This window comes from Porphyromonas sp. HMSC065F10, from assembly GCF_001808555.1.
Taxonomy (GTDB): domain Bacteria; phylum Bacteroidota; class Bacteroidia; order Bacteroidales; family Porphyromonadaceae; genus Porphyromonas_A.
Genome location: NZ_KV793752.1, coordinates 44931 through 70642, shown reverse-complemented (window position 1 = coordinate 70642; position 25712 = coordinate 44931). Strand labels below are relative to the sequence as shown.

Annotated in this window: 18 protein-coding genes and 1 tRNA gene; 5 read left to right on the top strand and 14 right to left on the bottom strand. The window is 53.6% G+C overall.

The annotated features are described in order from the left end of the window. Position 1 precedes the first annotated feature (1 nt). The 11 genes from mrdA to HMPREF2890_RS01660 form a co-directional block, all read right to left on the bottom strand. Positions 2-1843, bottom strand: coding sequence for a penicillin-binding protein 2 (gene mrdA / locus HMPREF2890_RS01710; protein WP_070464411.1), 1842 nt, complete (start codon positions 1841-1843; stop codon positions 2-4). Further along, positions 1840-2367: a hypothetical protein gene (locus tag HMPREF2890_RS01705; RefSeq protein WP_070464409.1), complete on the bottom strand. Its 528-nt coding sequence runs from the start codon at positions 2365-2367 to the stop codon at positions 1840-1842. Before HMPREF2890_RS01705 ends, mrdA begins: the two co-directional genes overlap by 4 nt. Then, on the bottom strand, positions 2364-3254 hold the full coding sequence (mreC, locus tag HMPREF2890_RS01700) for a rod shape-determining protein MreC (protein ID WP_246825231.1): 891 nt from the start codon (positions 3252-3254) through the stop codon (positions 2364-2366). The genes HMPREF2890_RS01705 and mreC overlap by 4 nt, the downstream gene beginning before the upstream one ends. Positions 3255-3292: 38 nt before the next feature. Beyond that, complete coding sequence (locus HMPREF2890_RS01695) at positions 3293-4312, bottom strand: rod shape-determining protein (RefSeq protein ID WP_070464404.1); 1020 nt, start codon at positions 4310-4312, stop codon at positions 3293-3295. 19 nt (positions 4313-4331) lie between these two features. Then, a complete protein-coding gene (gene purH, locus HMPREF2890_RS01690) occupies positions 4332-5906 on the bottom strand; it encodes a bifunctional phosphoribosylaminoimidazolecarboxamide formyltransferase/IMP cyclohydrolase (RefSeq protein WP_070464402.1) in 1575 nt (524 codons plus the stop codon). 39 nt (positions 5907-5945) lie between these two features. Beyond that, the gene (locus HMPREF2890_RS01685; protein ID WP_083289733.1) at positions 5946-7241 is read right to left on the bottom strand and encodes an L-serine ammonia-lyase, iron-sulfur-dependent, subunit alpha; all 1296 of its coding nucleotides are present in this window, start codon (positions 7239-7241) and stop codon (positions 5946-5948) included. A 374-nt stretch (positions 7242-7615) separates the two neighbouring features. Then, a tRNA-Pro gene (locus tag HMPREF2890_RS01680) sits at positions 7616-7688 on the bottom strand. Between the two features lie 270 nt (positions 7689-7958). Beyond that, a complete protein-coding gene (pckA, locus tag HMPREF2890_RS01675; RefSeq protein WP_070464398.1) occupies positions 7959-9566 on the bottom strand; it encodes a phosphoenolpyruvate carboxykinase (ATP) in 1608 nt (535 codons plus the stop codon). Positions 9567-9835: 269 nt separating this feature from the next. Next, positions 9836-13063, bottom strand: coding sequence for a carbamoyl-phosphate synthase (glutamine-hydrolyzing) large subunit (gene carB / locus HMPREF2890_RS01670; protein ID WP_070464395.1), 3228 nt, complete (start codon positions 13061-13063; stop codon positions 9836-9838). Then, on the bottom strand, positions 13060-14142 hold the full coding sequence (carA, locus tag HMPREF2890_RS01665) for a glutamine-hydrolyzing carbamoyl-phosphate synthase small subunit (protein WP_070464393.1): 1083 nt from the start codon (positions 14140-14142) through the stop codon (positions 13060-13062). Before carA ends, carB begins: the two co-directional genes overlap by 4 nt. A 26-nt stretch (positions 14143-14168) precedes the next feature. Continuing rightward, the gene (locus tag HMPREF2890_RS01660) at positions 14169-16052 is read right to left on the bottom strand and encodes an amidophosphoribosyltransferase (protein WP_070464391.1); all 1884 of its coding nucleotides are present in this window, start codon (positions 16050-16052) and stop codon (positions 14169-14171) included. Positions 16053-16475: 423 nt separating this feature from the next. Here HMPREF2890_RS01660 and alaS point away from each other — a divergent pair, with 423 nt between their 5' ends. From alaS to fmt, 5 genes are read left to right on the top strand one after another with little or no spacing between them, the layout of a single operon-like run. Next, positions 16476-19115: an alanine--tRNA ligase gene (gene alaS / locus HMPREF2890_RS01655; RefSeq protein ID WP_070464388.1), complete on the top strand. Its 2640-nt coding sequence runs from the start codon at positions 16476-16478 to the stop codon at positions 19113-19115. 5 nt (positions 19116-19120) lie between these two features. After that, positions 19121-20161 (top strand): 3-dehydroquinate synthase, encoded by a 1041-nt coding sequence (locus tag HMPREF2890_RS01650; RefSeq protein WP_070464386.1) that lies wholly within the window; start codon positions 19121-19123, stop codon positions 20159-20161. A gap of 2 nt (positions 20162-20163) precedes the next feature. Continuing rightward, positions 20164-20769, top strand: a complete 606-nt coding sequence (locus HMPREF2890_RS01645) for an L-threonylcarbamoyladenylate synthase (RefSeq protein WP_148130644.1) — start codon at positions 20164-20166, stop codon at positions 20767-20769. Continuing rightward, the gene (locus HMPREF2890_RS01640; RefSeq protein ID WP_070464384.1) at positions 20770-22569 is read left to right on the top strand and encodes a chloride channel protein; all 1800 of its coding nucleotides are present in this window, start codon (positions 20770-20772) and stop codon (positions 22567-22569) included. A gap of 4 nt (positions 22570-22573) precedes the next feature. After that, on the top strand, positions 22574-23554 hold the full coding sequence (fmt, locus tag HMPREF2890_RS01635; protein WP_070464382.1) for a methionyl-tRNA formyltransferase: 981 nt from the start codon (positions 22574-22576) through the stop codon (positions 23552-23554). 65 nt (positions 23555-23619) lie between these two features. On the opposite strand, the gene HMPREF2890_RS01630 is transcribed toward fmt, so the two are convergent. The 3 genes from HMPREF2890_RS01630 to HMPREF2890_RS01620 are packed head-to-tail and all read right to left on the bottom strand — an operon-like array spanning position 23620 to position 25704. After that, positions 23620-24039 carry a DUF5606 family protein gene (locus tag HMPREF2890_RS01630; RefSeq protein ID WP_070464379.1) on the bottom strand — a complete coding sequence of 140 codons (420 nt, stop codon included), beginning with the start codon at positions 24037-24039 and terminating at the stop codon, positions 23620-23622. Positions 24040-24041: 2 nt separating this feature from the next. Further along, complete coding sequence (locus HMPREF2890_RS01625) at positions 24042-24641, bottom strand: dephospho-CoA kinase (RefSeq protein WP_070464377.1); 600 nt, start codon at positions 24639-24641, stop codon at positions 24042-24044. A gap of 1 nt (position 24642) precedes the next feature. Beyond that, complete coding sequence (locus tag HMPREF2890_RS01620) at positions 24643-25704, bottom strand: YbbR-like domain-containing protein (RefSeq protein ID WP_070464375.1); 1062 nt, start codon at positions 25702-25704, stop codon at positions 24643-24645. Positions 25705-25712 lie beyond the last annotated feature (8 nt).

The following is a 25712-nucleotide window of genomic DNA, read 5'->3' as shown; positions in this document are numbered from 1 at the left end:
CCTATCTAATTACTGAGGATAACATCGCACTCTCGTAGCTAATTGACGAGGGAGTAATAGAGTCACCATGGAGGTAGTAGTCAAGCATAAGTCTACCGATAGGGACTGCATAGGTGGCACCGAAGCCTCCATTCTCCACCATAACAGCGATGGAGACCTTGGGCTCCTCCATCGGACCAAAGCCGAGGAAGAGGGAGTGATCTTTGCCGTGAGGATTCTCTGCAGTACCGGTTTTTCCACAGATGGCAAAGTCAGATAGGTTTGCCTTACGACAGGTACCGCCTATCACCGCCATACGCATCCCCTCGGCAATCACTTGGAAATACTCTGGTCGTATCCCTGTCTCCATACGCTCAATATAGAGTGAGTCCTGAGGCATGCCGTCGATCTCCTTCACCAAGTGAGGGGTAAAGTAGTGACCCCTATTAGCTACCACAGCACCAAAATTGGCTATCTGCAATGGTGTAGCAAGGATCTCACCCTGACCGATTGATATGGAGACTATTGAGCTTGATGTCCAGCGCCCATTATGGAGCTTGTCGTATACGGCAGAGCTGGGGATATAGCCACGGCTCTCTCCCGGCAGATCCACACCGGTCTTATGTCCGAAGCCCATCTTGACAATATAGTCTCGCCAGTGATCGAAAGCCTCCTCCACGGTAGCGTAGCGGGATCTATCGTCTAAGAAAGCCCTCAGACCCCAGCAAAAATAGGCATTGCAGGAGGTGGCAATGGCATGCCTGAGATCTAATGGGGATCCGTGACCATGGCATCGGGGACGCCCCCCGAGCAGTGGGTAACCACCATGACAGGAGTACATAGTACCCGGCGTGATGCAGCCCTCCTGCAGAAAGGCTGCTGACTGCACAGTCTTGAAGGTCGATCCGGGCGGATAGGCAGCCTGAATAGCTCTATTGTAAAGAGGCTTGAGAGGATCAGTGGCGAGTGACTGGTAGTTCTTTCCCCGCTCCTTACCCACTAAGCGAGAGGGATCAAAGGTGGGAGACGAGACCAGAGCCAATACTTCGCCCGTACTCGGCTCTATCATGACGATCGCTCCACTCTTGCCTTGCATCAGACGCTCACCATAGGCCTGCAGCTTGATGTCAATGCTAAGCTTGAGATCATGCCCCGAGGTGAGCTCCTGATCATACTTACCCTCCTCATACTGGCCCTGCACCCGGCCGTGTACATCTCTGAGGAGTATAGAGGTCCCTTTATTTCCTCGCAAGAATCGCTCGTAGCTCTTCTCCAGACCCGTCGTGCCGGCATAGTCTCCGGGTGTGTAATAGGGATCCCGCTTGATGTCACCCGGACCGACCTCGCCGATACTGCCAAGCAGAAGAGCCCCTGCAGAGTAGGTATATGCCCGAGATGTATAGTGCTCTATGAGTAGACCGGGAAACTTGTATAGCTGCTCCTCTAATAGCCCTGCCTCCACTGGGGTTATCTGGGAGAAGATTGTCTGCGGCACAAAGGGCGAGTACCCCCTATTAGACTCCCGATCCTTCACTTGCTCCAGACGCTCACGTAAGTCTCGGAGGTCAATGTCCAGGATATGACAAAAGGCAAGACTATCAAAGCCCTCCATCTGTCGCATGATGACCTTTGCATCTGCCGTAGCGGTATTATAGACAACGAGACTGTCGTTGCGATCACGCATCAGACCGCGCGATGGATAGAGGGTCCGGTGGTAAAAGGCAATATTCTCCGCTGCCAGCTTATACTCCGGAGAGAGCACCTGGACATAGAAGAGTCTCGCCACGTAGACAATAACCACCAGCGTCATCACCCCTACGATGATAAAGCTACGCTCACTATACCTACTATGTGATGGTCTCATCCCCTCCTGCGCGGCATCAAGAGTGCATCAAAGATCAAGAAAAGCAACACCGTTATCACAACGGATCCGCCAATGTAGGGTAATGTGTGTACCAAGAGTCCGGTGGAGAAAAACTCAAGGAGGAATATCGAGCTGATCTGTACCAGTGTGAGGGTCAAGATATAGAGCAAGTAAGCTCCGGCTCCCATCAGTCGGGGAGTGATCAGCGGATTCTCCTCGTCCGCATTGTCGAGATCGTCCTTATCCACCAGCGCCCCCAGCAGCTTAGGGCGTAGGTAGAGCGTCAGTGCGGAGGAGGCCATATTGAGTCCCGGCGTATTCATCATCAGATCGATAAAGAGTCCTATACAAGCGGCGACGAGGGTCAGCACCCACGGCTCCGACCGGTATGGCATCTTAATAAGCGGGTAGAGGTAGATGATCGGCAAGAAGTACCGAAAGAGCAGCAGGTGGTTGAAGAGTACCACCTGCAAGAGTAGTAGCACAAGCAACAAGATACCAAGTCGGAGGGTGTACTTACTCATAGGGATCGTCTATCTGTGACAGGCTCTTCGATCACATTTCTCTCCTGGCGACTCTCATACTGCAGCACATAGACGTACTTCAGAGAGGCAAAGTGCGTGGATAGCTCCACTCGGTAAGCAAAGAAACTATCGTCAGGTGACTTCCCCGGGCCAACTACTGTCCCTACAGATAGGCCGGAGGGGAAAGAGGCCGAGTATCCGCTCGTAAAGACCGATCGTCCTGGCTCCAGCGACTGGTGCTTGGGGATATTAGTCAGCAGGGAGTGATTGATATCCTGGCCATCCCACTTCAGTATACTCACGAGGTCAGAGCCTTCCACTTTGCAGCTGATCCCGAAGGTACTATTGATCACCGGTACGACTCTCGAGTAATGATCGCTCACCGCTTGTACGATACCGACCACTCCATCTGTGCTCACGACCCCCATATCTACAGCCACACCATCTTGCTTGCCGATGTCCAAGGTCAGATAATTACTCTTGTCAAAGAGCACCATCCCCACGACCCTTCCCACTATGTAGTGGTAGGGGAAGGGTCTCTCCAGTGTGTCTCGCCCCAGGCGCTGCCAAGAGAGGGAGTCAACAGAGAGTCGCTCCAGCTGGTTGTGTAGACGGAGCACCTCACGCTCCAGCATCGCATTCCTATGAAGCAGCTCCACATTTGCCTCCTCCAGTCCTGTGTATGCACGGACAGTCTGAGCCGTCTCCATCACCCTGCCGGTAAGGTCGTTGGCAGAGCTCAGCATGACACTGGATCGGTACCTACTGCCACTAAAGAGGAGTGCCAAGGCAACCACCTCAAGGAGCAGGAAGATCAGGAGATGTCTCTTGGACCGGAGAAATTCGATGAGGCGATCCATAAAGACGATGCACAGCGAGTGAGCCACCCCCTTCCTAAGTCGGTAGTCAAGGGGTGGCGGATGAATTACTTAAAGAGCAGAGTGTACTTATCGGAGTTCTGAAGAGCAATGAAAGTGCCGTTGGCGACGGAGTATAAGGGGTCATCAGCGATCTTAAAGGGGATCTGAAACTTAGCCTGAAGCCTCTTATCAAGTCCCTTCAGCTGAGCACCTCCCCCCGCAAGGTAGATGCCGTTATTGAAAATATCGGCATACAGCTCGGGGGCAGTGTCGTCCAAAGCGTTTCCTATAGCGGTCTCTATCTTGGTGATCGACTTATCGAGACAGGTAGAGATCTCATGGTAATTGACATCCACCGTCTTAGGCAGGATACTTGCCAAGTCCTGTCCCACGACCGTATAGGGTTCAGGCTCATTGTCCAGTTGATCAAGAGCAGAGCCAACATTTTTCTTGATCTCCTCAGCGGTACGCTCACCGATGCGGATACTGTGCTCGACCTTCATATAGTCGACGATATCGTTGGTGAATTCGTCTCCCGCCACCTTGATCGACTTATTATTGACAATGCCACCAAGAGAGATCACAGCGATCTCCGTCGTACCACCACCGATATCTACGATCACATTGCCGGTAGGCTCCATCACGTCAATACCAATACCGATCGCTGCAGCCATCGGCTCATGGATGAGGTACACCTCGTTGGCCCCGGCCTTCTCAGCCGCATCGCGCACGGCACGTATCTCTACATCCGTACTGCCTGAGGGGACGCAGACGACGACCTTAAGTGAGGTGGGGAAGAAGTGTTTCTTCGTCGTAGCCATCCGGATCATCCCGCGGATCATATACTCGCAGGCGTCCAGGTCAGCGACCACGCCATCCTTAAGTGGACGGACGGTGGAGAGATCATTATTCTCCTTCTCGAAGCGACGATACGCCTCAGCGCCGACCCACTCGACCTTATCAGTCTTCTTATTTAGTGTCACATAGCTTGGCTGATCGATGATGATCTTGCCATCCTCTATGATGACCGTGTTAGCAGTACCTAAGTCTACGGCTAATTTCCTTGTCAGTGAGAAAAAGCCCATCCTGTATCTAGTAAAAAAGTTAGTGTCTAAAGTGGCGATGACCGGTGGTCACCATGGACATACCATGCTCATCGCAATAGCTTATGCTCTCCTGGTCGCGTATAGATCCGCCCGGCTGGATGACGGACACCACGCCCGCCTCATGAGCTATCTCTACACAGTCGGGGAAGGGGAAGAATGCATCAGAAGCCATGACGGATCCCTCGAGAGAGAAGCCCATCGCAGCTGCCTTGCTGATCGCCTGTCTCAGCGCCTCCACCCGAGAGGTCTGACCGTAGCCGGCACCCAAGATCTGACGATCCTTGGCGAGGACTATAGCGTTACTCTTGCAGTACTTTACCGCTTGCATCGCAAAGAGTAGATCACTCGTCTCACTCTCCGTGGGAGTCAAGTGAGTGACCACCGTGAGATCCTTAGCCTGATCCACAAGTGTATCACGCTCCTGCACCAGCACACCACCGAGGGCAGATCGGTACTGGAGAGGATACTTATCCTTGCCGATCTTGTCTCTCAGGATGATCCTGTTTTTCTTTTGTGTCAGCAGCTCCAGTGCCTCCTTGCTATACTCGGGAGCTATAAGGACCTCAATGAAGAGCTTATGCAGCTCCTCCGCAGTCTCCATATCGACCGGTCTGTTGAGTACTACGATGCCGCCAAAGGCCGATTCCGTGTCACACGCAAGAGCAGCCATATAGGCATCGCGTATGGTCTCACGGACTGCCAGCCCACAGGGAGTATTGTGCTTGACAATACCGCACGCAGGCTCGTCCATCTCCTCGATCATATGCACTGCAGCATCCACATCCAGCAGGTTATTGTAGCTAATCTGCTTGCCGTGGAGGTAGTCAAAGCGCTCCTCAAAGCCCTTACCATAGTAAGCAGCCCGCTGATGAGGGTTTTCACCATACCTCATAGGCTGACATCCCTCCATAGAGAGAGCGAAACGCTCCTCGGGGAACAGATCCTCCGACTCGTCTGCCGGATCGTCTATAGAGAGGAAGTAATTATGGATCGCAGTGTCGTAGGATGAGGAGACCTCAAAGGCAGCGCGTGCAAAGTGTCGCCTCTGCTCCAGCGTCGTCTCACCGGCCTGCTCATCGAGCATGGCAGTGAGCTCATCGTAATACTTAGCAGAGGGGATGATCACCACGTCGGAGTAATTCTTGGCGGCTGCACGGATCAGAGAGATACCGCCGATATCAATCTTCTCTATGATATCCTCATGGGAAGCCCCGGAGGCAACAGTAGCCTCAAAGGGGTAGAGATCGACGATCACAAGGTCTATCGGATCAATGTCAAAGCGACGGCAGTCCTTATCATCCTGCTCGTTACCTCGGCGAGTAAGGATCCCGCCAAAGACCACCGGATGGAGGGTCTTAACTCTCCCGCCCAGGATGGAGGGAAGACCGGTACGATCCTCCACCTTAGTACAGGGAAGGTCAAGGCTGGTGACATAGTCATAGGTGCCACCCGTGGAGAGGATCTCCACTCCACTCTGCCCTAGTTGTCTCAGGAGCTTCTCCAGCCCCTCTTTATGGTATACCGATACAAGCGCTCTGCGGATAGGCTTGCGACTCTCTGCTGATCTCGTCATATGTGGATAGTGATTATTCTTTCTCAGAAGCAGACAAACTTACATAAAAAAGGACAACTTTGGGCCCTCCTCTGACTTCTCTGCCTCCTCTCGATTGTACGATATCTCCTTGCCGAGACGAGCAATGGGGGTCCTGTAGCTGGTAGCCAGACCACCGGTGGAGGTCTCCTTGTAGAGGCTCGGGAGGTCGTGACCCGTCTGTCGCATCACCTCGACCACTTGGTCAAAAGAGACTCGGTGAAATCCATTGGAAAACGAAGCGTAGACATTGGCATCCAGTGCTCTTGCCGCCGCAAAGGCGTTACGCTCAATGCAGGGGATCTGCACGAGACCGCAGATGGGATCACAGGTCAGTCCCAAGTGGTGCTCGAGTCCCATCTCGGCTGCATACTCCACCTGATTAAGACTGCCTCCAAAGAGCTGATTGGCAGCGGCAGCAGCCATCGAGCAGGCAACGCCGACCTCACCTTGGCATCCCACCTCAGCTCCGGAGATAGAGGCATTCGTGCGACAGATGGCACCGAAGAGTCCCGCCGTAGCCATAGCCCGCAGGATCATCTTGTCCGGTATCTCCTTGGATACCTTGAGGTGATAGAGTACTCCCGGCATCACCCCCGATGAGCCACAGGTGGGACCGGTGCAGACCTGACCACCACCCGCATTCTCCTCACTTGCCGCCAAGGCGTAGGCATACACCAGCCCGCGAGACTTGGTGGAGTAGCTGTAGTTATTGGCCTGTACGTAGTACTCGCCCGCCTTACGGCGGAGATTGAGTCCTCCGGGGAGTATGCTGTCGTTGTCAAGGCCTCGCTCTACTGCGGATCGCATCACCTGCCAAGCCTCCCCCAGGTGATCCCATATCGACGAGTCCTCAAAGCGCTCCACATACTCCCAGAGCGACAGGTGCTCATCAAAGCAGTAAGCCAGGATATCTGTCATACGGTTGTGAGGATAGACCTCACTCGCCCTACTCTCATCAAACTCCTCGTTAGCCAGGTCCCCACCGCCGACACTGTAGACCGTCCACGAGTCGATGAGCTTATCCTCCTTATCCAGCGCCTCATAGTACATACCATTCGTATGGAAGCGCTTGACCGTCTGGGGCTCCCATACGATCTCTGTGGGGGCAACGGGCTCCAGCACCTCGAGGATGGCTACATCTGTCATATGCCCCTTACCGGTGGCTGCAAGGGAGCCGTAGAGAGTGACCCTGAACCTCGCCGGCGTACCTCCACTCAGACGATCAAGGAACATCAGCGCAGCCCGTCTTGGTCCCATTGTATGGCTGCTCGAGGGGCCTTTACCTATCTTATATATTGATTTAATTGTCTCCATGAGTGATAGTTGCTTATGAGAGAAGGATTACACCCTCTATGACCTTACAAAGATAGCCCAATTAAACGACTTAACGGATCAGCTGTGAAACGTAATCGCAGCATTCTTACGAAGTCCGACCCCGGTGATATAGTCTCCGAATAGCAGCCTGGCATTTACAGCACTAATCAACTGACTGTCAATAAGGAGAAGGTTAGCGGAGCACCTGCCTCACCTATCCAAGCTTACCCTCATCACTAATACCGATATTAGAGAAGTCTAATACCGATATTAGAGAACCTAATATCGGTATTAGATTTCTCTCTAACGGGATATGGTAAGGAAAACAATAGTCGAGAAAGTATGCGGACATACTTTCTCGACCAAGAAATCTGTCGGGATGAACAGACTCGAACTGTCGACCTCCACGTCCCGAACGTGGCGCGCTACCAACTGTGCTACATCCCGTACTCTTAAGTGGTGGCAAAGGTACACTTTTTTCCTCACACTTCAAGCCCCAAGCAGTCTATTTTACTCGAGACCTCCCGATTTCACTCACCTGCTCCCCACCCTCTCTCTCCACGATAATGGCACAGCATGAGATCGTAATAACACTGCGTATACACAGGACACAAGGGTAAAAAAAAGAGATCCCGGCACCGATATATGGTGCTGGGATCTCAGTACTTAGGCGAGAGACGGAACAATGTAGCGTCTCAGGCTATTGATGCATGCTGCTTAGAGCTGAGGACCGGCAGGTACGAGAGACTTACCGTGGTCGTTGGTCTCAAACTTCTTGAAGTTCTTGATGAAGCGAGCAGCGAGGTCCTTAGCCTTCTCCTCCCATGCAGCCTCACTATCGTAGGTGCTGCGAGGATCGAGGATATTAGAGTCTACGTTGGGCAGCTCTGTGGGGATCGTGAGATTGAAGTAAGGGATCTTCTTCGTGGGTGCATTCTCAATAGAGCCATCAAGGATAGCGTCTACCATTGCACGGGTCTGCTTCAGAGAGATACGCTTACCGGTACCATTCCATCCCGTATTGACGAGATAGGCCTTGGTATTGTGAGCCTTCATCTTCTTGACCAGCTCCTGAGCGTACTTGGTGGGGTGCAGAGTCAGGAAGGCTGCACCGAAGCATGCAGAGAAGGTGGGGGTAGGCTCGGTGATGCCGCGCTCTGTACCTGCGAGCTTAGCGGTAAATCCGCTGAGGAAGTAGTACTGAGTCTGAGCGTCATCAAGGAGAGATACAGGAGGCAGTACACCAAAGGCGTCAGCGGTCAGGAAGATAACGCGCTCAGCGTGACCGGCCTTGGAGATCGGCTTTACAATGTTGTCGATGTGGTAGATCGGGTAAGAGACACGAGTGTTCTCAGTGACAGACTTGTCTGCGAAGTCGATCTTACCCTCCTTGTCTACAGCGACGTTCTCGAGGAGTGCATCACGACGGATGGCGCCATAGATGGCAGGCTCACCCTCCTTGCTCAGGTTGATCACCTTAGCGTAGCAGCCACCCTCGTAATTGAAGACACCATCGTCATCCCATCCGTGCTCATCGTCACCGATCAGGAGACGCTTGGGGTCAGCGGAGAGGGTGGTCTTACCGGTACCGGAGAGACCAAAGAAGATGGCGGTATGCTCGCCATTCATATCGGTGTTGGCAGAGGAGTGCATCGAGGCCATGCCACGACGGGGGTTGAGGTAATTCATGTAGCTGAACATCCCCTTCTTCATCTCACCACCATACCAGGTGTTGAGGATCACCTGCTCGCGGCTGGTGAGGTTGAAGACAACAGCAGTCTCAGAGTGGAGACCGAGCTCCTTCCAGTTGTCCACCTTTGCCTTGGATGCATTGTAGACTACGAAGTCCGGCTCACCAAAGTTCTCAAGCTCCTCCTTGGAGGGACGGATGAACATATTGGTGACAAAGTGTGCCTGCCAAGCCACCTCGACGATGAAGCGGATCTTGACGCGGGTGTCCTCATTGGCACCGCAGAAAGCGTCCACGATGTAGAGCTTCTTGTCTGAGAGCTCATCGGTGGCAAGCTTGCGCACTACATCCCAAGTCTCCTTGGAGCAGGGGTGGTTGTCGTTATGATACTCCTCGCTGTCCCACCAGATGGTATCCTTGGAGGTCTCGTCTACGACGAAGAACTTATCCTTAGGAGAGCGACCGGTGTAGATGCCTGTCATTACGTTGACAGCGCCCAGCTCGCTCACCTGTCCCTTCTCGTAACCCTCGAGAGACGGATCAGTCTCATCCTTGAAGAGACGGTCATATGATGGGTTGTGGATGATCTCCTTGACACCCTTGATGCCGTACTTGCTTAAGTCGATGTTTGCCATAATTTAATGTTGTGTTCGTATAAAGTTTATCTTCTTTCTTACACTCTATTGGTAGCAGTAGGGGGAGCAACCGGCACTCCACTCGCATCCCCTTATTGCACGACAAAGATAATCTAAAATAGTAGCTTAACCAAGGATTTAGCGAATTATTTCATCAATACAACCCTGTTGCATTTAATTTACTCTTTTATTACCTCCGTCTCCATACGAAGCAAAGGGCACTAATCAGCGATTAGATGCCCTTTGCAAGCAGTATTCGTGACCTTGAGTTACTTGAATTCGTCCCAGCTCATGATCTCAATGTCATCCACATCCTTGGCACAGAATGCCTCGATGAAGGAAGCAGCAAGACGGGCGTTGGTCACTAAGGAAATATTGTGATCAATAGCAGCACGACGGAGTTTGTAGCCGTTGGTCAGCTCTCTCGGAGTGAGGTTTTTATTGACATTCACCACCAGATCAACCGTGTGATCTCGCACCAGATCGAGGGCTTGGGGTTCCTTACCCTCCTCGCTAGGCCAGTGGCAGAGCTCAGCAGGGACACCATTCTCGTTAAGGAAGCGACAGGTACCCTCGGTAGCGTAGATCTTGAGACCGCGCTTGATCAGCAAGCGAGCCGGCTCAAGGAGATCTACCTTTTGCTTAGCTCCACCCGTGGACATCAGCACACCTCTCTCAGGGATCTTTTGCCCTACGGCAAGCATCGACTCAAGGAGCGCCTCAGAGGGACTGTAGGAGATACAGCCTACCTCTCCTGTGGACATCATATCCACTCCCAAGACAGGATCAGCCTTCTGAAGGCGAGAGAAAGAGAATTGAGACGCCTTGACACCGACATAGTCGAGGTCAAAGACACTCTTCTCAGGCTTGTCATATGGCTTGCCAAGCATAATCTTCGTTGCCAGAGTGATAAGGTTCATCTTGAGCACCTTGGAGACGAAGGGGAAAGAGCGCGAGGCCCGGAGATTGCACTCAATCACCTTGATCTCATTTCCACGGGCAAGGTACTGCACGTTGAATGGTCCGGAGATATTAAGTGCCTTGGCGATCTGACGGGTGATGCGCTTGATGCGGCGCACCGTCTCAATGTAGATCTTCTGTCCGGGGAATTGGATAGTGGCGTCTCCGGAGTGCACACCGGCGAACTCGATATGCTCACTGATCGCATAGGCAACCAGCTCGCCCTTATCGGCAACGGCATCCATCTCGATCTCTTTCGTATTCTCCATAAAGTCGGAGATCACCACCGGGTGCTCCTGGGAGACATCCGAGGCGAGACGGAGGAAGCGCTGAAGCTCCTCCTCATTGGAGCAGACATTCATCGCTGCACCACTGAGGACATAGGAGGGACGTACCAACACCGGATAGCCAACCTTATCAACAAAATCCTTAACATCGTCAAATGAGGTCAGCTCGCTCCACGCCGGCTGGTCAATGCCCAAGCTGTCGCACATCTCGGAGAACTTGTATCTATCCTCCGCATGGTCGACATCCTCCGGCTGAGTGCCGAGGACCTTGCAGCCACAGCGGTGGAGCCTCATAGCGAGGTTGTTGGGGATCTGACCACCGGTCGACAGGATCGTGCCATAAGGCTGCTCCAGGTCAATGATGTCAAGTACCCGCTCCAGAGTCAGCTCATCAAAGTAGAGCCTATCTGACATGTCGTAGTCGGTGCTGACGGTCTCGGGGTTGTAATTGATCATGATGGAGTGGTAGCCCTCCTCCTTGATCGTATTGAGGGCAGAGACGCCACACCAATCAAACTCAACCGAGCTACCGATGTGGTATGCCCCTGAGCCAAGCACGATCACACTCTTGTCCCCATCCTCAAAGGAAACATCGTGACGATGACCATCGTAGGTCAGGTAGAGGTAATTGGTCTTGGCAGGGTACTCTGCAGCAAGAGTATCTATCTGGCGCACCACCGGGGTGATACCCATACTCTTTCGAAGCTCTCGGACCTCCAGCTGAGCCGCATCCATATCCTTGATCGTGTGCTTGAGCACCGCGCGGGCGATCTGGAAGTCGGAGAAGCCCTGTACCTTTGCCCTCCTCATCAGCTCAGGCGAGATGTCGCTGATCTGTGACAGGGTCTCCAGCTCCTCAGCCGTATTGATGATATTGTGCAGTTTGTGGAGGAAGAATTTGTCGATCTTAGTCAGATCGTGGATCTGATCGATCGTATACCCTGCTCGGAAAGCCTTACTGATGACAAAAATGCGGTTGTCGGTAGGCTCCCGTAGGGACTTGTCTATGTCCGGGATGACCAGCTCCTTATTCTCGACGAAGCCGTGCATTCCCTGACCGATCATCCGAAGCCCCTTCTGGATCGCTTCCTCGATGGTGCGACCGATGGCCATGATCTCACCTACAGACTTCATGCTGGAGCCGATCTCACGCGATACACCGGCAAACTTGCTGAGGTCCCATCTGGGGATCTTGCAGACGATGTAATCGAGTGCCGGCTCAAAGAAGGCAGAAGTAGTCTGAGTAACGCTATTCTTCAGCTCATGAAGACCATATCCCATACCGAGCTTGGCAGCCACAAAGGCGAGCGGATAGCCGGTGGCCTTGGAGGCGAGTGCTGAGGAGCGGCTTAGACGAGCATTGACCTCAATGACACGATAATCCTCGCTCTGGGTGTCCAAGGCATACTGGACATTGCACTCCCCCACAATACCTATGTGGCGGACGATACGGATGGCGATGTCGCGGAGCTTCTGAAACTCTGAGTTGGTCAAGGTCTGAGAGGGAGCAACGACGATACTCTCACCGGTATGGATGCCGAGCGGGTCGAAGTTCTCCATATTGCAGACCGTTATGCAATTGTCATACTTATCGCGCACAACCTCGTACTCGATCTCCTTCCACCCCTTAAGGCTCTTCTCGACCAGTACCTGAGGAGAGAAGGAGAAAGCACGCTCGCAGAGAGCATTTAGCTCCTCCTCGTTGTCGCAAAAGCCACTCCCCATACCACCGAGGGCGTAGGCCGCACGGATGATGACAGGATAGCCGAGCTTCTTAGCAGCCTCGCGGGCATGCTCTATATCCTCACATGCCTCACTGGAGATGGTGTGGACCCCGATCTCGTGCATACGATCGCTGAAGAGCTCCCTATCCTCGGTATCCATAATGGCCTGGACGGGAGTCCCGAGGACCTCTATATTGTAGTCCCGGAGCACCCCTTTCTCGTAGAGGGCGACACCACAGTTGAGTGCAGTCTGTCCACCGAATGAGAGCATAATGCCATCGGGACGCTCCTTCTTAATCACTCGCTCAATGAAGTACGGAGTGACGGGGAGGAAGTAAATCGTATCAGCAATACCCTCCGATGTCTGCACCGTGGCTATATTGGGGTTGACGAGGACGGTATGGATTCCCTCTTCCTTGAGAGCCTTCAGGGCTTGAGATCCTGAGTAATCAAATTCGCCCGCCTCCCCGATCTTGAGGGCACCGGACCCGAGGAGGAGGATCTTCTTGTATTTCTTTACGTTCACGAGTTTAGGAGCTTAATAAAGTCATCAAAAAAGAATTCGGTATCCATCGGGCCTCCGTGGCACTCGGGGTGGAACTGGACTGCGAAGTACCTCCCGGACTCGTGGATGATACCTTCGTTGGAGCCATCATTGAGATTCTCAAAGTAGGGACGCCAGCCGGCAGGGAGCGTGTCACTATCAACGGCAAATCCGTGATTTTGGCTGGTGATAAAGCACTTATCTGTGCCACAGAGACGTACCGGCTGATTGGCTGAGCGGTGACCAAACTTCATTTTTTTCACCTTGGCACCAATGGCAAGAGCCATGATCTGATTTCCCATACAGATCCCCCCTATAGGCTTTGCACCGCTCTCAATGACCTGTCGTACATGGTCAATGAGGGCGGTGCACTGCATCGGGTTACCCGGTCCGTTACTGATGAAAAGACCATCATAGTCCATCCCGGTAAAGTCGTAGTCCCAAGGAACGATCGTGAGGTCAACGTTGCGGTCAAGGAGCATCCGGACAATATTCTCCTTAGCACCACAGTCCACGAGGACCACTCGCTTGGCACCACTCTTGGGTAGGTGGATCACCTCAGGAGTAGAGACCTCAGCAACGAGGTTGACCTCGTCGGTCTGGAAGAAGTCTATATCCTGGTCGTCCACCACCAACTTACCGATAAGCGGGCCATGGTCACGGATATCCTTGGTAAGCTCCCGCGTGTCGATACCGGAGAGTCCGACCACACCATGGCGCTTGAGAGCATCAGAAAGAGACTCTGCGGCATTCCAGTGAGAGTAGTCATCGGTATAGTCGTGGACGATGAGTGCGAGCGGATGGAGTTCCCGGCTCTCGAGGTAGAGAGCCAGATTGGTGGCGGGATCTACATCCTCCGGAGGGAATCCGTAATTGCCTATGATGGGGTATGTGCAGACAAGCATCTGACCCATATATGAGGGATCCGTCAGGGCCTCAGGGTAGCCGGTCATACTGGTATTAAAGACAACCTCTCCGCTGACACTCTTATCGGTGGCACCAAAGAGTGTCCCCTCGTAGCAGGTGCCGTCCTGTAAGATGAGCTTACCTTTCTTTTTCATGGTCGCTATATGGTTTCGTGTATCTCTTATCTTCTATAGTCCTCTTCGTAATAGTCGATGAAGGCTTGATTAACTAAGCGCATACCACCCGGTGTCGGGTAGTCTCCCGTAAAGTACCAGTCCCCCGGATTGTCGGGGATAGCCTTGTGGAGACCCTCGATGCTCTGGAAGACAATGTCTATCGGGCAAGTGACCTCAGCGGGTCGCATCAGCTTGATCATCTGTTGATTGAGCTCCTCGACAGAGAAGGGGTCGTAGATCTCCTTGACAAAATTAGTTTGACGCACCTCCTCGCTCCCCATAAGGGACTTAATCCTCTCGTAGAGATCGCTGATCCGATCCTCCATACCCCGCTCCTTATGGAGTGAGATGGCGGCACGGAAAGCGACGAACTCCTCCATCCGACTCATAGCGATGCCATACCAATCCGGGTAGCGTATCTGAGGAGCGGAGCTGACGATCACCATCTTGCGCGGACCAAGTCGATTGAGGATGCGGATGACACTCTCCTTGAGAGTCGTCCCGCGGACGATGCTGTCATCAATCACGACGAGATTGTCTTCACCCCTGCGTATAGACCCATAGGTGACATCGTACACGTGAGCCGCCAGCTCATTACGTGATGCCCCCTCGGTAATGAAGGTCCGCATCTTGATGTCCTTGATCGCCACTTTCTCAGAGCGGATACGCTTCCGGAGTATGTCGTGGATCCTCTCCGAGCTCCTATTCTCAGGCATCTCCAGCAGCTCTTGCTTCCGCCGGTCAAGGTAGTCCTCGAGTCCCTGAAGCATCCCTTGATAAGCCACCTCTGCCGTATTGGGGATAAAGGAGAAGACAGTATTGTCTAAGTCGTAATCCACCTTCTTGAGGATTTCCGGCACCACATAGCTGCCGAGAGCCTTTCGCTCATGGTATATATCAATGTCACTTCCGCGGGAGAAGTAGATCCGCTCAAAGGAGCACGCCTTATTCTCCTCCGGCTCTAGCACCTGCTCCAGATGAACATTCTCCCCACTCCGGTCGATAGCAATGGCTTGCCCTCTCTGGAGCTGATGCACCTTGTCGAAGGTAAGGTTGAGTGTCGTCTGGATCACCGGTCGCTCAGAGGCGACCACGAAGATCTCGTCATCATAGTAGTAGTAGGCAGGACGGATGCCCCAGGGGTCACGAAATGCATACATCTCACCACTACCGGTCATGCCGCAGAGGACGTAGCCCCCGTCAAACATTGGCCCACACTCCCTGAGAGGCTGAAGGGCATCAATATGATCCTCAATATCCTCCGTAATGTCCATCCCCTCGAGTCCCTTCGCTTTGCTATCCGCATAGCGCCGCTCCACCTCACGATCAAGGCGGTGACCAAGGAGCTCCATAAGCACTCTCGTATCAGAAGTGTCACGGGGATGCTGTCCTCGGGCAGTGATGTACTTGAATATATCCTTGACTGTGGTGAGATTAAAATTCCCACACATGGCGAGTGTCTTAGCTCGCCAATTGTTGCGTCTCAGCGCCGGCTGGAGATACTGTAAGCCGGACTTGCCGGTCGTGGAGTAGCGGAGATGCCCCATATAGCACTCACCAATATAGGGAGCCGACTCAGCGTAGAAGCGGTCGTCAGCCTCTTCGTCAGCGATGGCCTCATCAATGGAGTGATGGATGGTATTGAAGATCTCAGAAATGGCTCCTGAGCCGAGGGCACGCTCTCTGTAGAGGTATTCTGTACCCACAGGAGCCTTAAGCTTGACACATGCGACGCCGGCCCCATCCTGACCACGATTGTGCTGCTTCTCCATCATCAGGTAGAGCTTATTGAGACCATAGCGTCTGGTGCCATATTTTTCCCAATAATACTCGAGAGGCTTTCGAAGTCGGATTAGTACCACTCCACACTCGTGCTTAAGTTGCTCCATACTTTATATATGTGAGGCGCTTGAATATTTTAGACTACTGATTACGCTGCAAAGGTAGAGAAAATAATGCCATTGTGGTGGATTAATACCTCTATTCTCCTAAGTCTGGCACCTGAGGTTACACACTTGAGGACCGGCAGCAATTACCTCATGTACACCCAAAGCTGCGTGAGTGGATCTGCCTTTAGGTAAGAGTACCCCGAGAGCTAAGAAAACCATCTCACTCTTTGTAAGAATATAGTCCATTCTCTCAGGGCTTATGATAGGCTTATTCTTAGGATAATGGTCGCAGTATTGGTCTGTTGTCCTCGGATGTGGGAACGTGCATTTCTTTGCGTCCATTTTCATTAGTACCTTTGTGAGAGAGAAACTAATGACCCCAATGTCATGATCGGGGTCTCACTGATACACTTCTAAGTAGATATGAAAACGGTTAATGAAATCCGTCAGATGTACCTTGACTTCTTTGCAGAGCGAGGACATCATATCGTTCCCTCCGCTCCGATGGTCCTGCAGGGGGATCCGACCCTTATGTTTACCAATGCGGGGATGAATCAATTTAAGGACATCATCCTCGGGAATGCCCCAAGGAAATATCCGCGGGTAACCGACTCTCAAAAGTGCTTGCGCGTGAGCGGTAAGCACAACGATCTCTCCGCTGTGGGACACGACACCTATCACCACACTATGTTTGAGATGCTGGGGAACTGGTCCTTCGGTGACTACTTCAAGAAGGAGATCATCCCCTGGGCGTGGGAGCTACTGACAGAGGTGTACCAGCTTCCTAAGGATCGGCTCTATGTCACCATCTTTGAGGGAGCGCCTCAGGAGGGTCTGGAGCGGGATCAAGAGGCGTATGACGCTTGGGCAAAGCTACTGCCAGAGGATAGGATCCTCAATGGGGACAAGCACGATAACTTCTGGGAGATGGGCGAGACCGGTCCCTGCGGTCCCTGCTCAGAGATTCACATCGACCTGCGGAGCGAGGAGGAGATCGCTCGCATCCCCGGTAGAGACCTCGTCAATCAGGACGACCCACTCGTGATCGAGATCTGGAACCTCGTCTTCATGCAGTACAATCGTATGGCCGATGGTCACCTCGAGGCTCTGCCCCACCACGTCATTGATACCGGCATGGGGCTGGAGCGTCTCTGCATGGCGATGCAGGGGAAGAAGTCCAATTACGACACCGATGTCTTCCAGCCTCTTATCGGCAAGGTGGCAGAGATCTCCGGTGTGAACTACGGCTCGTCGGAGAAGACCGATGTGGCTATGCGCGTGATCGCTGACCACATAAGGGCGATAGCCTTTGCCATTACTGACGGACAGCTGCCCTCAAGTACCAGAGCGGGCTACGTCATCCGAAGGATCCTCAGGCGCGCTGTTCGGTACGGCTACACCTTCCTCAATCTTAAGGAGCCCTTTATGTACCGCCTGATCCCCACCCTGGTGGAGAGCATGGGCGGACACTACACCGAGCTGGTGGCTCAGCAGGAGCTGATCACCCGCGTGACGAAGCAGGAGGAGAGTGCCTTCCTCAGGACCCTCTCCACCGGCATCGAGATGCTGCAGTCTCATATTGATGAGTCGAAGAAGAGAGGAGAGAAGGCACTACCCGGTGAGATCATCTTTGAGCTCTACGACACCTACGGTTTCCCCGCAGACCTCACGGAGCTGATCCTTGAGGAGCAGGGGATGGAGGCCGACCTGAAGGGCTTTGACAGCGAGATGGCGAAACAGAAGGAGCGTGCCCGTAAGGCTCAGCATACCGAGACCGGAGACTGGCAGTGGATCGGTGACCAAGAGACAGTGACCACTTTCGTCGGCTATGAGATGCACGAAGCGCAGACTCGGATTGTCCGCTACCGACAGGTGACTCAGAATGGAAAGAAGAGCTATCAGGTGGTCCTTGAGACAACCCCCTTCTACGCTGAGATGGGCGGTCAGGTGGGCGACACCGGTACTCTCATCGGGGAGGAGGATCAGGAGAGGATCAAGGTCCTCGACACGATCCAGGAGAATAACCTGCCGATGCTCCTCGTGGATAAGCTGCCTTCCGATCCCCATCAGGACTTCCTTGCCTCCATTGATAGTGAGCGTAGGTATAATATCGAGCGCAACCACACAGCCACCCACCTACTGGACCATGCACTGAGGACACTCTTTGGCGACACGACGGAGCAGAAGGGCTCCCTCGTGAGCGATCGTGTACTCCGGTACGACTTTGCCCACTTTGAGAAGATGACGAAGGAGGAGATCCGAGAGGTGGAGCGGATGGTCAATGAGGCAATCCAAGCAGACTACAAGCGGATTGAGCATAGGGATGTACCGATCTCTGAGGCGAAGGAGATGGGAGCCATTGCCCTCTTTGGCGAAAAGTACGGGGATTACGTCCGGGTGATGCAATTCGGCGACAGCATTGAGCTCTGTGGTGGCTGTCATGCTCCATCGACTGGGGTACTGGGGAGCTTCCACATCACCCAGGAGACCTCCGTGGCAGCCGGTGTACGTCGTATCTTTGCCGTTACCGGTCCAGCTGCTCTTGACTATGTGCATGAGCTGGAGGACACGATCGAGAGCGTGAAGAGCTACTTCGGTGGGGGCAACTTGATCTCAGCGATCAAGAAGGTGCTAGAGGAGAATCACACCCTCTCTGCCGAGGTAAAGCAGGCCTATGAGCGTGAGAAGGGGAGCCTGATCAGTCGTCTGCAGAAGCACTATGAGCTGGTGGATGGCGTGAAGGTGATACGCCCTGACGTAGCGATCCCGTCTGCTCTTGCTAAGGACATTGCCTTCGGGCTCAAGCAGGTGCTGGATGGCGACTATGTCTTCGTGAGCGGGTCTAAGGATGAGGGCAAGGCACTCCTTACCGTGCTGATCAGCGATGGCCTCGTGAAGAAGGGGTACAACGCCGGAAAGTTGGTCAAGGCTGCTGGTCAATTCATCCAAGGAGGTGGCGGTGGTCAGCCCTCCCTCGCTACGGCAGGCGGGAAGCGACCTGAGGGACTGTCTGAAGCGGTTGACTTTGTCCTAAAAGAACTGGGACTTAAGAAGAATAAGTAAATGCGATGGAGTCCCCGCTCCGCTATACTCTCTTCGAAGACCTCGATGAACTTCGCACCCGACTTCGGTCACTGACGTCAGGTCGTCGAGCGATCTGGGTAACCGAGAGCAATTGTGCCGACCATTGTCTTGATCGGATCGGGATAGCATCAGCTGGCATTGTGCTTCCTCCCGGCGAGGAAGCGAAGACAGCTGAGCAGCTGATCCGGCTCTGGAGTGGACTTACAGACCTGGGGGCGACCCGAGGAGACCTAATGATAGCGATCGGAGGTGGAGCGCTACTGGATGTGGCGGGGCTCTCCGCTGCGACCTACAAGCGAGGAATGGGGCTGGTCTATGTACCGACCACTCTACTGGCCGATGTAGATGCCTCAATTGGCGGTAAGACAGCGATAGACTTTGAGGGCGTGAAGAATGGCGTCGGGACTTTCTACACCCCCGAGGAGGTACTGATAGCACCCGCTTTCCTCTCCACACTACCTGAGTTGGAGCTGCTCTCCGGCTGGGGTGAGATCCTGAAGTACTCCATGCTGACGGGATTCTCCGTGGACGAGGACTTGTGGGGGACGGCTGAGGTAGCCCCTTCGCTCATCCGACGCTGTATTGACTATAAGATAGAGGTGGTCGCCTCGGACCCGCTGGACAAGGGCGGCAGACGACAGTTCCTCAACCTCGGGCACACCCTCGGGCATGCTCTGGAGGCGCTTCATCTAAGCAAGGGCGAGCCGGTGCCACACGGTATCGCTGTGGCTGCCGGTCTGGTAATGGAGGGGTACCTATCGCTACGGAGGGATCGACTGCCCCAGGAGGATCTGATGCGACTGGCGAGAGTTGTGCGAGACCACTTTTCCCCCGTCTCTGTCCTCTGTACAGAGTATGAGCAGATACACACCCTTGCCCGGCAGGATAAGAAGCTCCGCTCGACCGAGGAGGGGGTGCCAGTGGTAATGCTAGATCGCATTGGCAAGCCTGCGCCTGCAGAGCTTTTTACACCAAAGGAGCTGGATGAGGCGATCGACTTTTACCGAGACTTTATGCAGATATAAATATGAAGAAGAGAATGGACGAAGAGCAAGAAGAGATGCCCCGCTGGGACTTAAACGATTTGAGCGAAGCTGTCGCTACGCTGAAGCGCGGTGGTCTGATCCTTTACCCCACAGACACCATCTGGGGCATTGGTTGCGATGCGACTAATGCTGATGCTGTGAGTCGGATTTTTGCTCTAAAGCAGAGAGATGATGCTAAGGCACTCCTCTCTATCGTGTCAAGCGATGGGATGCTGGCACAAGTAGTCCGGACCATCCCGGACATTGCCTACGACATGATGGATACGGCGACGAAGCCCCTGACGATCATCTATCCCGACGCCGTTGGTCTCGCTCCCAACCTCCTCGCTGAGGATGGCAGCGCCGGTATCAGAGTGGTGGGAGATCCCTTCTGTAAGAAAATGTGTGAGCGGCTGGGTGGACCCATCGTAAGTACCTCGGCAAATATCTCAGGCGAGCCATCGCCCGCTGCCTTTGCAGACATAACTGACGAGGTGCGCAATGGCGTGGACTACGTCGTGAGGTATCGCCAAGAGGAGCAGACGAAGCATGTAGCCTCCAACGTCATCAAGCTGGGACTTAGAGGCGAGGTAAAGGTGATCCGGTAAATGCAGGCGACAGAGGTAAAGTCACAACCAAGCAAGCCATTTCTCGACTGGCTCCATAAGCATCTCCCTGGGGGCATGCCGGTGACAGCATTGGCGCTGCTTACCGGTGTCGCATGTGCACTCGTCTCTGCGCTGCTGAAGTGGTTTGTCAGCACGATACAGCACTTCGTTATCGGACTGAATACCCACACCGACCTTTATCTCTCCTACCTCATCACGCCCGTGGTGGGGATCTTCCTCTGCGGTCTCTTTGTGAAGTACATCGTCAGAGACAATATCTCTCATGGCATCACCAGGGTACTCTATGCGATCAGCCGACGTCAGAGTCGACTGAAGCCCCACAACACCTGGACCTCTGTCGTTGCCTCGTCTATCACCATCGGGCTGGGAGGCTCTGTGGGAGCTGAGGCACCGATCGTGCTTACCGGTGCCGCCATAGGGAGCAATATAGGTCGGCTCTTCCATTTGGAGCACAGAAACCTTATGCTCCTTGTGGGGTGCGGGGCGGCCGGAGCGATTGCGGGGATCTTCAAGGCTCCGATCACTGGGCTGCTATTCGTCATTGAGGTGTTGATGATGGACTTCACCCTCACCAGCGTGATGCCTCTAATGATCTCATCCGTGACAGCGGCAACGGTTAGCTACCTGATCTTCGGAATGGGAGCTCTCTTCCCGGTGATGGCGGAGGAGGCATTTACTCTCAATAGACTCCCATACGTGGTTCTTCTCGGGCTCTGTTGCGGTGGTCTGTCACTCTACTTTACCCGGTGCTCTTCCTGGCTGGAGCGTAAGCTTGGCGGTATCAGTACCTGGAGCGTCCGCTTTGTGATTGCGTCTCTGATCCTGAGCAGTCTCATCTTCCTCCTCCCCCCTCTCTATGGTGAGGGGTACGGCATCATCTCGATGCTGATGAGCGATCACCCGGAGAGGATCTTGGAGGGCTCACTGCTGGAGAATGTCTCCGACCCATCACATCGGAGCTTTATCCTCTTCCTCCTGGCAGCTATGCTGCTGAAGATCTTCGCCACAGTAGCAACCAACTCCGGTGGCGGCTGTGGGGGGACCTTTGCCCCTACCCTCTTTGTGGGTGCCTTCCTTGGCTTCTTCTTCTCCTATCTATGCGGCGAGCTCGGCATAGAGACCTATCTGCCCCACCAAAACTTTACCCTCATGGGTATGGCGGGACTGATGGCTGGCGTCATGCACGCTCCGCTGACCGGGACTTTCCTGATTGCGGAGCTCTCAGGGCAGTACAATCTCTTCCTTCCGCTCTTGGTGGTGTCTCTGATCTCCTATGGCTTTATGCGGATCTTCACGAAGTACAATATCTATGCAATGCGGCTGGGTGAAGAGGGACAGCTGGTGACGCATGAGAAAGACCGAGCAGTGCTGACACTGATGGATGTAGAGGATGTGGTGGAGAAGAAATTCAAGACCCTGCATCCGGAAGAGACCCTTGGTGAGACGGTGAAGACCTTCACGGAGAGCCAGCGCAATATCTTCCCGGTGCTGGACGATGACGACCACTTAGTGGGCATTGTGATGCTGGACAATATCCGAAACATTATGTTTCGCCCCGACCTATACGAGAGGCTCCGGGTGAAGAAGTTTATGGTAGAGCCGGGCATCCGAATCAAAACAAATATGCAGATGGAGGATGTGATGACCATCTTTGACGACTCTGGACTTTGGAATCTCCCGGTGGAGACCCCGGAGGGTAAGTATGTCGGCTTCATCTCTAAGTCGGCTATCCTCAACGTCTATCGGAGGGTGCTCAACCTCAACTTTGGTGACGAATAAGAAAATGAAAATCGTATTTTTCGGCACACCCGAATTTGCCGCATACTCTCTCCGATCGCTCGTAGAGCATCATCGAGAAGTGGTTGCTGTGGTCACGATGCCCGATAAGCCCAAGGGGCGTGGCCATAAACTCCAGCCATCAGACGTTAAGCGTACTGCTCTGGAGCTCTTACCCGATGTGCCTGTCCTCCAGCCGGAGCGGTTGCGCGACGAGGAGTTTCTGGAGCGCCTACGAAAGATTGACGCTGACTTATTTATTGTCGTCGCCTTTAGGATGCTCCCCGAGGAGGTCTGGGATATGCCCTCTCGAGGGACGATCAATCTCCACGCCGCTCTACTCCCTAAATACCGTGGAGCAGCACCGATCCAGTGGGCGCTGATCAATGGCGAGCAGGAGACCGGGGTCACCACATTCCTCCTTGATAAGGAGATCGACACCGGGCGAGTACTTCTCCAGGAGCATGTACCGATATCAGCAGATGAGACAGGCGGGACCCTGCATGACAAACTTATGGTCGTTGGAGCAAAGGTGATTGAGGAGACGATCGACCTGATAGAGCAGTCGGGGGAGCCAAAGGAGCGACTCGGTCGGCCCCAGCCGGAGGATGTCTCTCATCTGCCGATGGCACCGAAGATCTTCAAGGAGGAGCAGACCATCTGCTTTACCACGATGTCTGCAAAGGAGATCGATAGACGTGTGAGAGCCATGGCGCCCTACCCTAAGGCAGTAGCCCTTTTCCACGATGAGACCTCCGATGAAGAGATAGAGATCAAGATCTTAAGCGTAAGCCCTGACTGCGAGAAGCAGATTAGCCGTGATCTCGCCCCTGGTGAGCCTATCGAGACAGACGACAAGAGACTATTTGTAGGCACTGCTGAGGGGATGATTGAGCTACTCGAGCTACAGTGGCCCTCCAGTAAGGTGATGCCCACACGGGCTTTCCTCCTCGGCCACTCACCATTCCCCCACGGGACTTTCCGATAGTTATAAAAAAAGTGGAGCGCTCCTGATGAGTGCTCCGCTTTTTTATATCAAGAGGTAAAGGTACTTCAGTCCTCTTTCTCTTCCTCCTCAGTGAGCAGGAAGGAGTCCATGCCCTTCTGTCTCAGGATCTGATACCACTTAGCCAGCTTCTTGATATCGCTCTGATGGATCCGCTCCCGATCCCAATTGGGGAGAGCTTTATCCATAAAGGTCTTGAGTGTCTCAGCACTCTCAGAGACAGTCTGTGCATCCGGGATCTCCTCTCCAAAGGTCTCGTACATCCCCTGCATCACCTCGGCTAGGGGCTTCTCCCCCTCGGTAGTGTACATAGAGATATTGCTGAGCAGGCTCATCTTTTCCCGGCCAAAGACCGGCATCCGACGCCCGGTCTCCAGTTCCTCCACAGTGTAGGGCACTCGGGAGCTATTGATGAAGAGGAAAAGTCCGGGCTTCCCGGAGATAGAGACGATTTCTGATAGTTTCATGTCTAACGATGATTGATTTCTGAGAGGATCCGCTCGCACTGATGGATCAGCGAGTCAGATCCATTGTTATAGATTGTATAGTCTACCAGCCGGCTTCTGAGATCAGCTTCCTTGTGCTGTAGACTATTCATAGACTTGTACTGAGTGGCACCATTGTCCCGGTCCCTGAGACGGGTTCGCATGGACCGCAAGGCATCCTCAGCAGCCACCTCGATCGAGCAGTCCACACTCCGATAGAGTCCTGAGGAGAAAAGGATCCCCGACTCCAGTATCGCATAAGGCTCCGCAGACTTGCTAAGCCAGCGGGCAAAGTCGTCCTTGACAGCCTGATGAACGATTGACTCAAGTTGCGGTCTGAGATGCTCGCTATGGAGTGCTTGCGAGAGGAGTTCTTTATTGAGACTACCGCTCTGATCAATGGGGTCCTCATGCAGAAGTGAGGCAATCTCAGCCCGGACCACGGGGTCTCGGTATAGCTCCTTAGCTCGGGTGTCGCAGTCGTAGGTGGGAGCACCAAGGAGTAGCCCCAGCACTCTCCTGACCACGCTCTTACCGGAGCCTATGCCACCACAGATGCCTATGACAAGCGGTCGCTTACTCATCTCACTTCCTCTCACGGAGGATAAAGTCGAGCCGGTCAGGTACCACCTGGATCATATCCACCTGAGACGGAATCTTGTCGACGTGGAGCACTAAAGACTTTCTGTTGGCTTCGTCAAATGCTTCGCGAGCATCGATATATAGTCTCGGGTCAAAGAGTGTTTTCTCTCCCACCCTATCCTTTGGCACCAAATAGGTCACCGTGACCTGCATGGGAAGGAGAGTCAGGTCATAGCCGGCTGGAAGATTCCGGATCTCAATGTCGGAAGTAGTAAAGCTGTGGTACACCAGCTCGTTGGTCTTCAGAATAACGTCGACGGAGTCGGGACGCGCATCAATACCGGATGGCGTCACTACGGCAACGCGAATGGTATCACGCCCGGGGTTGTCTATCCTCAGACCGATCGTATCCGTCGTGAGGACACCACCGGCTGCCATAAAGTCCTCCAGGTCACTCTTGACCCCAAATACCCGTACCGATGAAGGAATTAGGCTGATTGTGTCAGAGAGCTTAAAATTGCGATGACCGCCAAAGTCAATCTGGCTGCCAAATAGCACCTCTGCCTTCCCCTCACTGAGAGGCTCGTAGGAGAAGGAGATGTCCTCCGGAAAGATCGTGACGTCAGTCGCAGTATTGAGATCCATCCGTGAGATATCGTGGAGAGGCTTGCTCAGGAGCAGCCGCTTAAGGTCTGCCTCTCTCAGTCGATACTGACCGCCCTCAGTTAGTAGCTGAGTGGTATCCACTGTAGGGCGCACTCTATAGGAGGAGCGTCCGATCTGATTAATGGTATACCTCAGCAGAGCACCTCCCTTAGCATGAACCTTGACATAGACTACCTCAGGGTACTGAGAGAGGTCTGTCATCCGGTAGTTCGTAGGGAGGATAGGCTTATCCAGCTGGACTGCGACCTCCTTAGTATAGCCTCTCGGGTCATCAATCGCTGCAACGATCCAGAAGAAGACAGAGATGAGCAGACAGATAGAGAGCGCCACCCACCGCCTATCTCTCATAAAGTAGGCGGTGAAGCGGCCCTCTCTCAGCCTGCGTCTAAGTCCTATCATGATCGGTG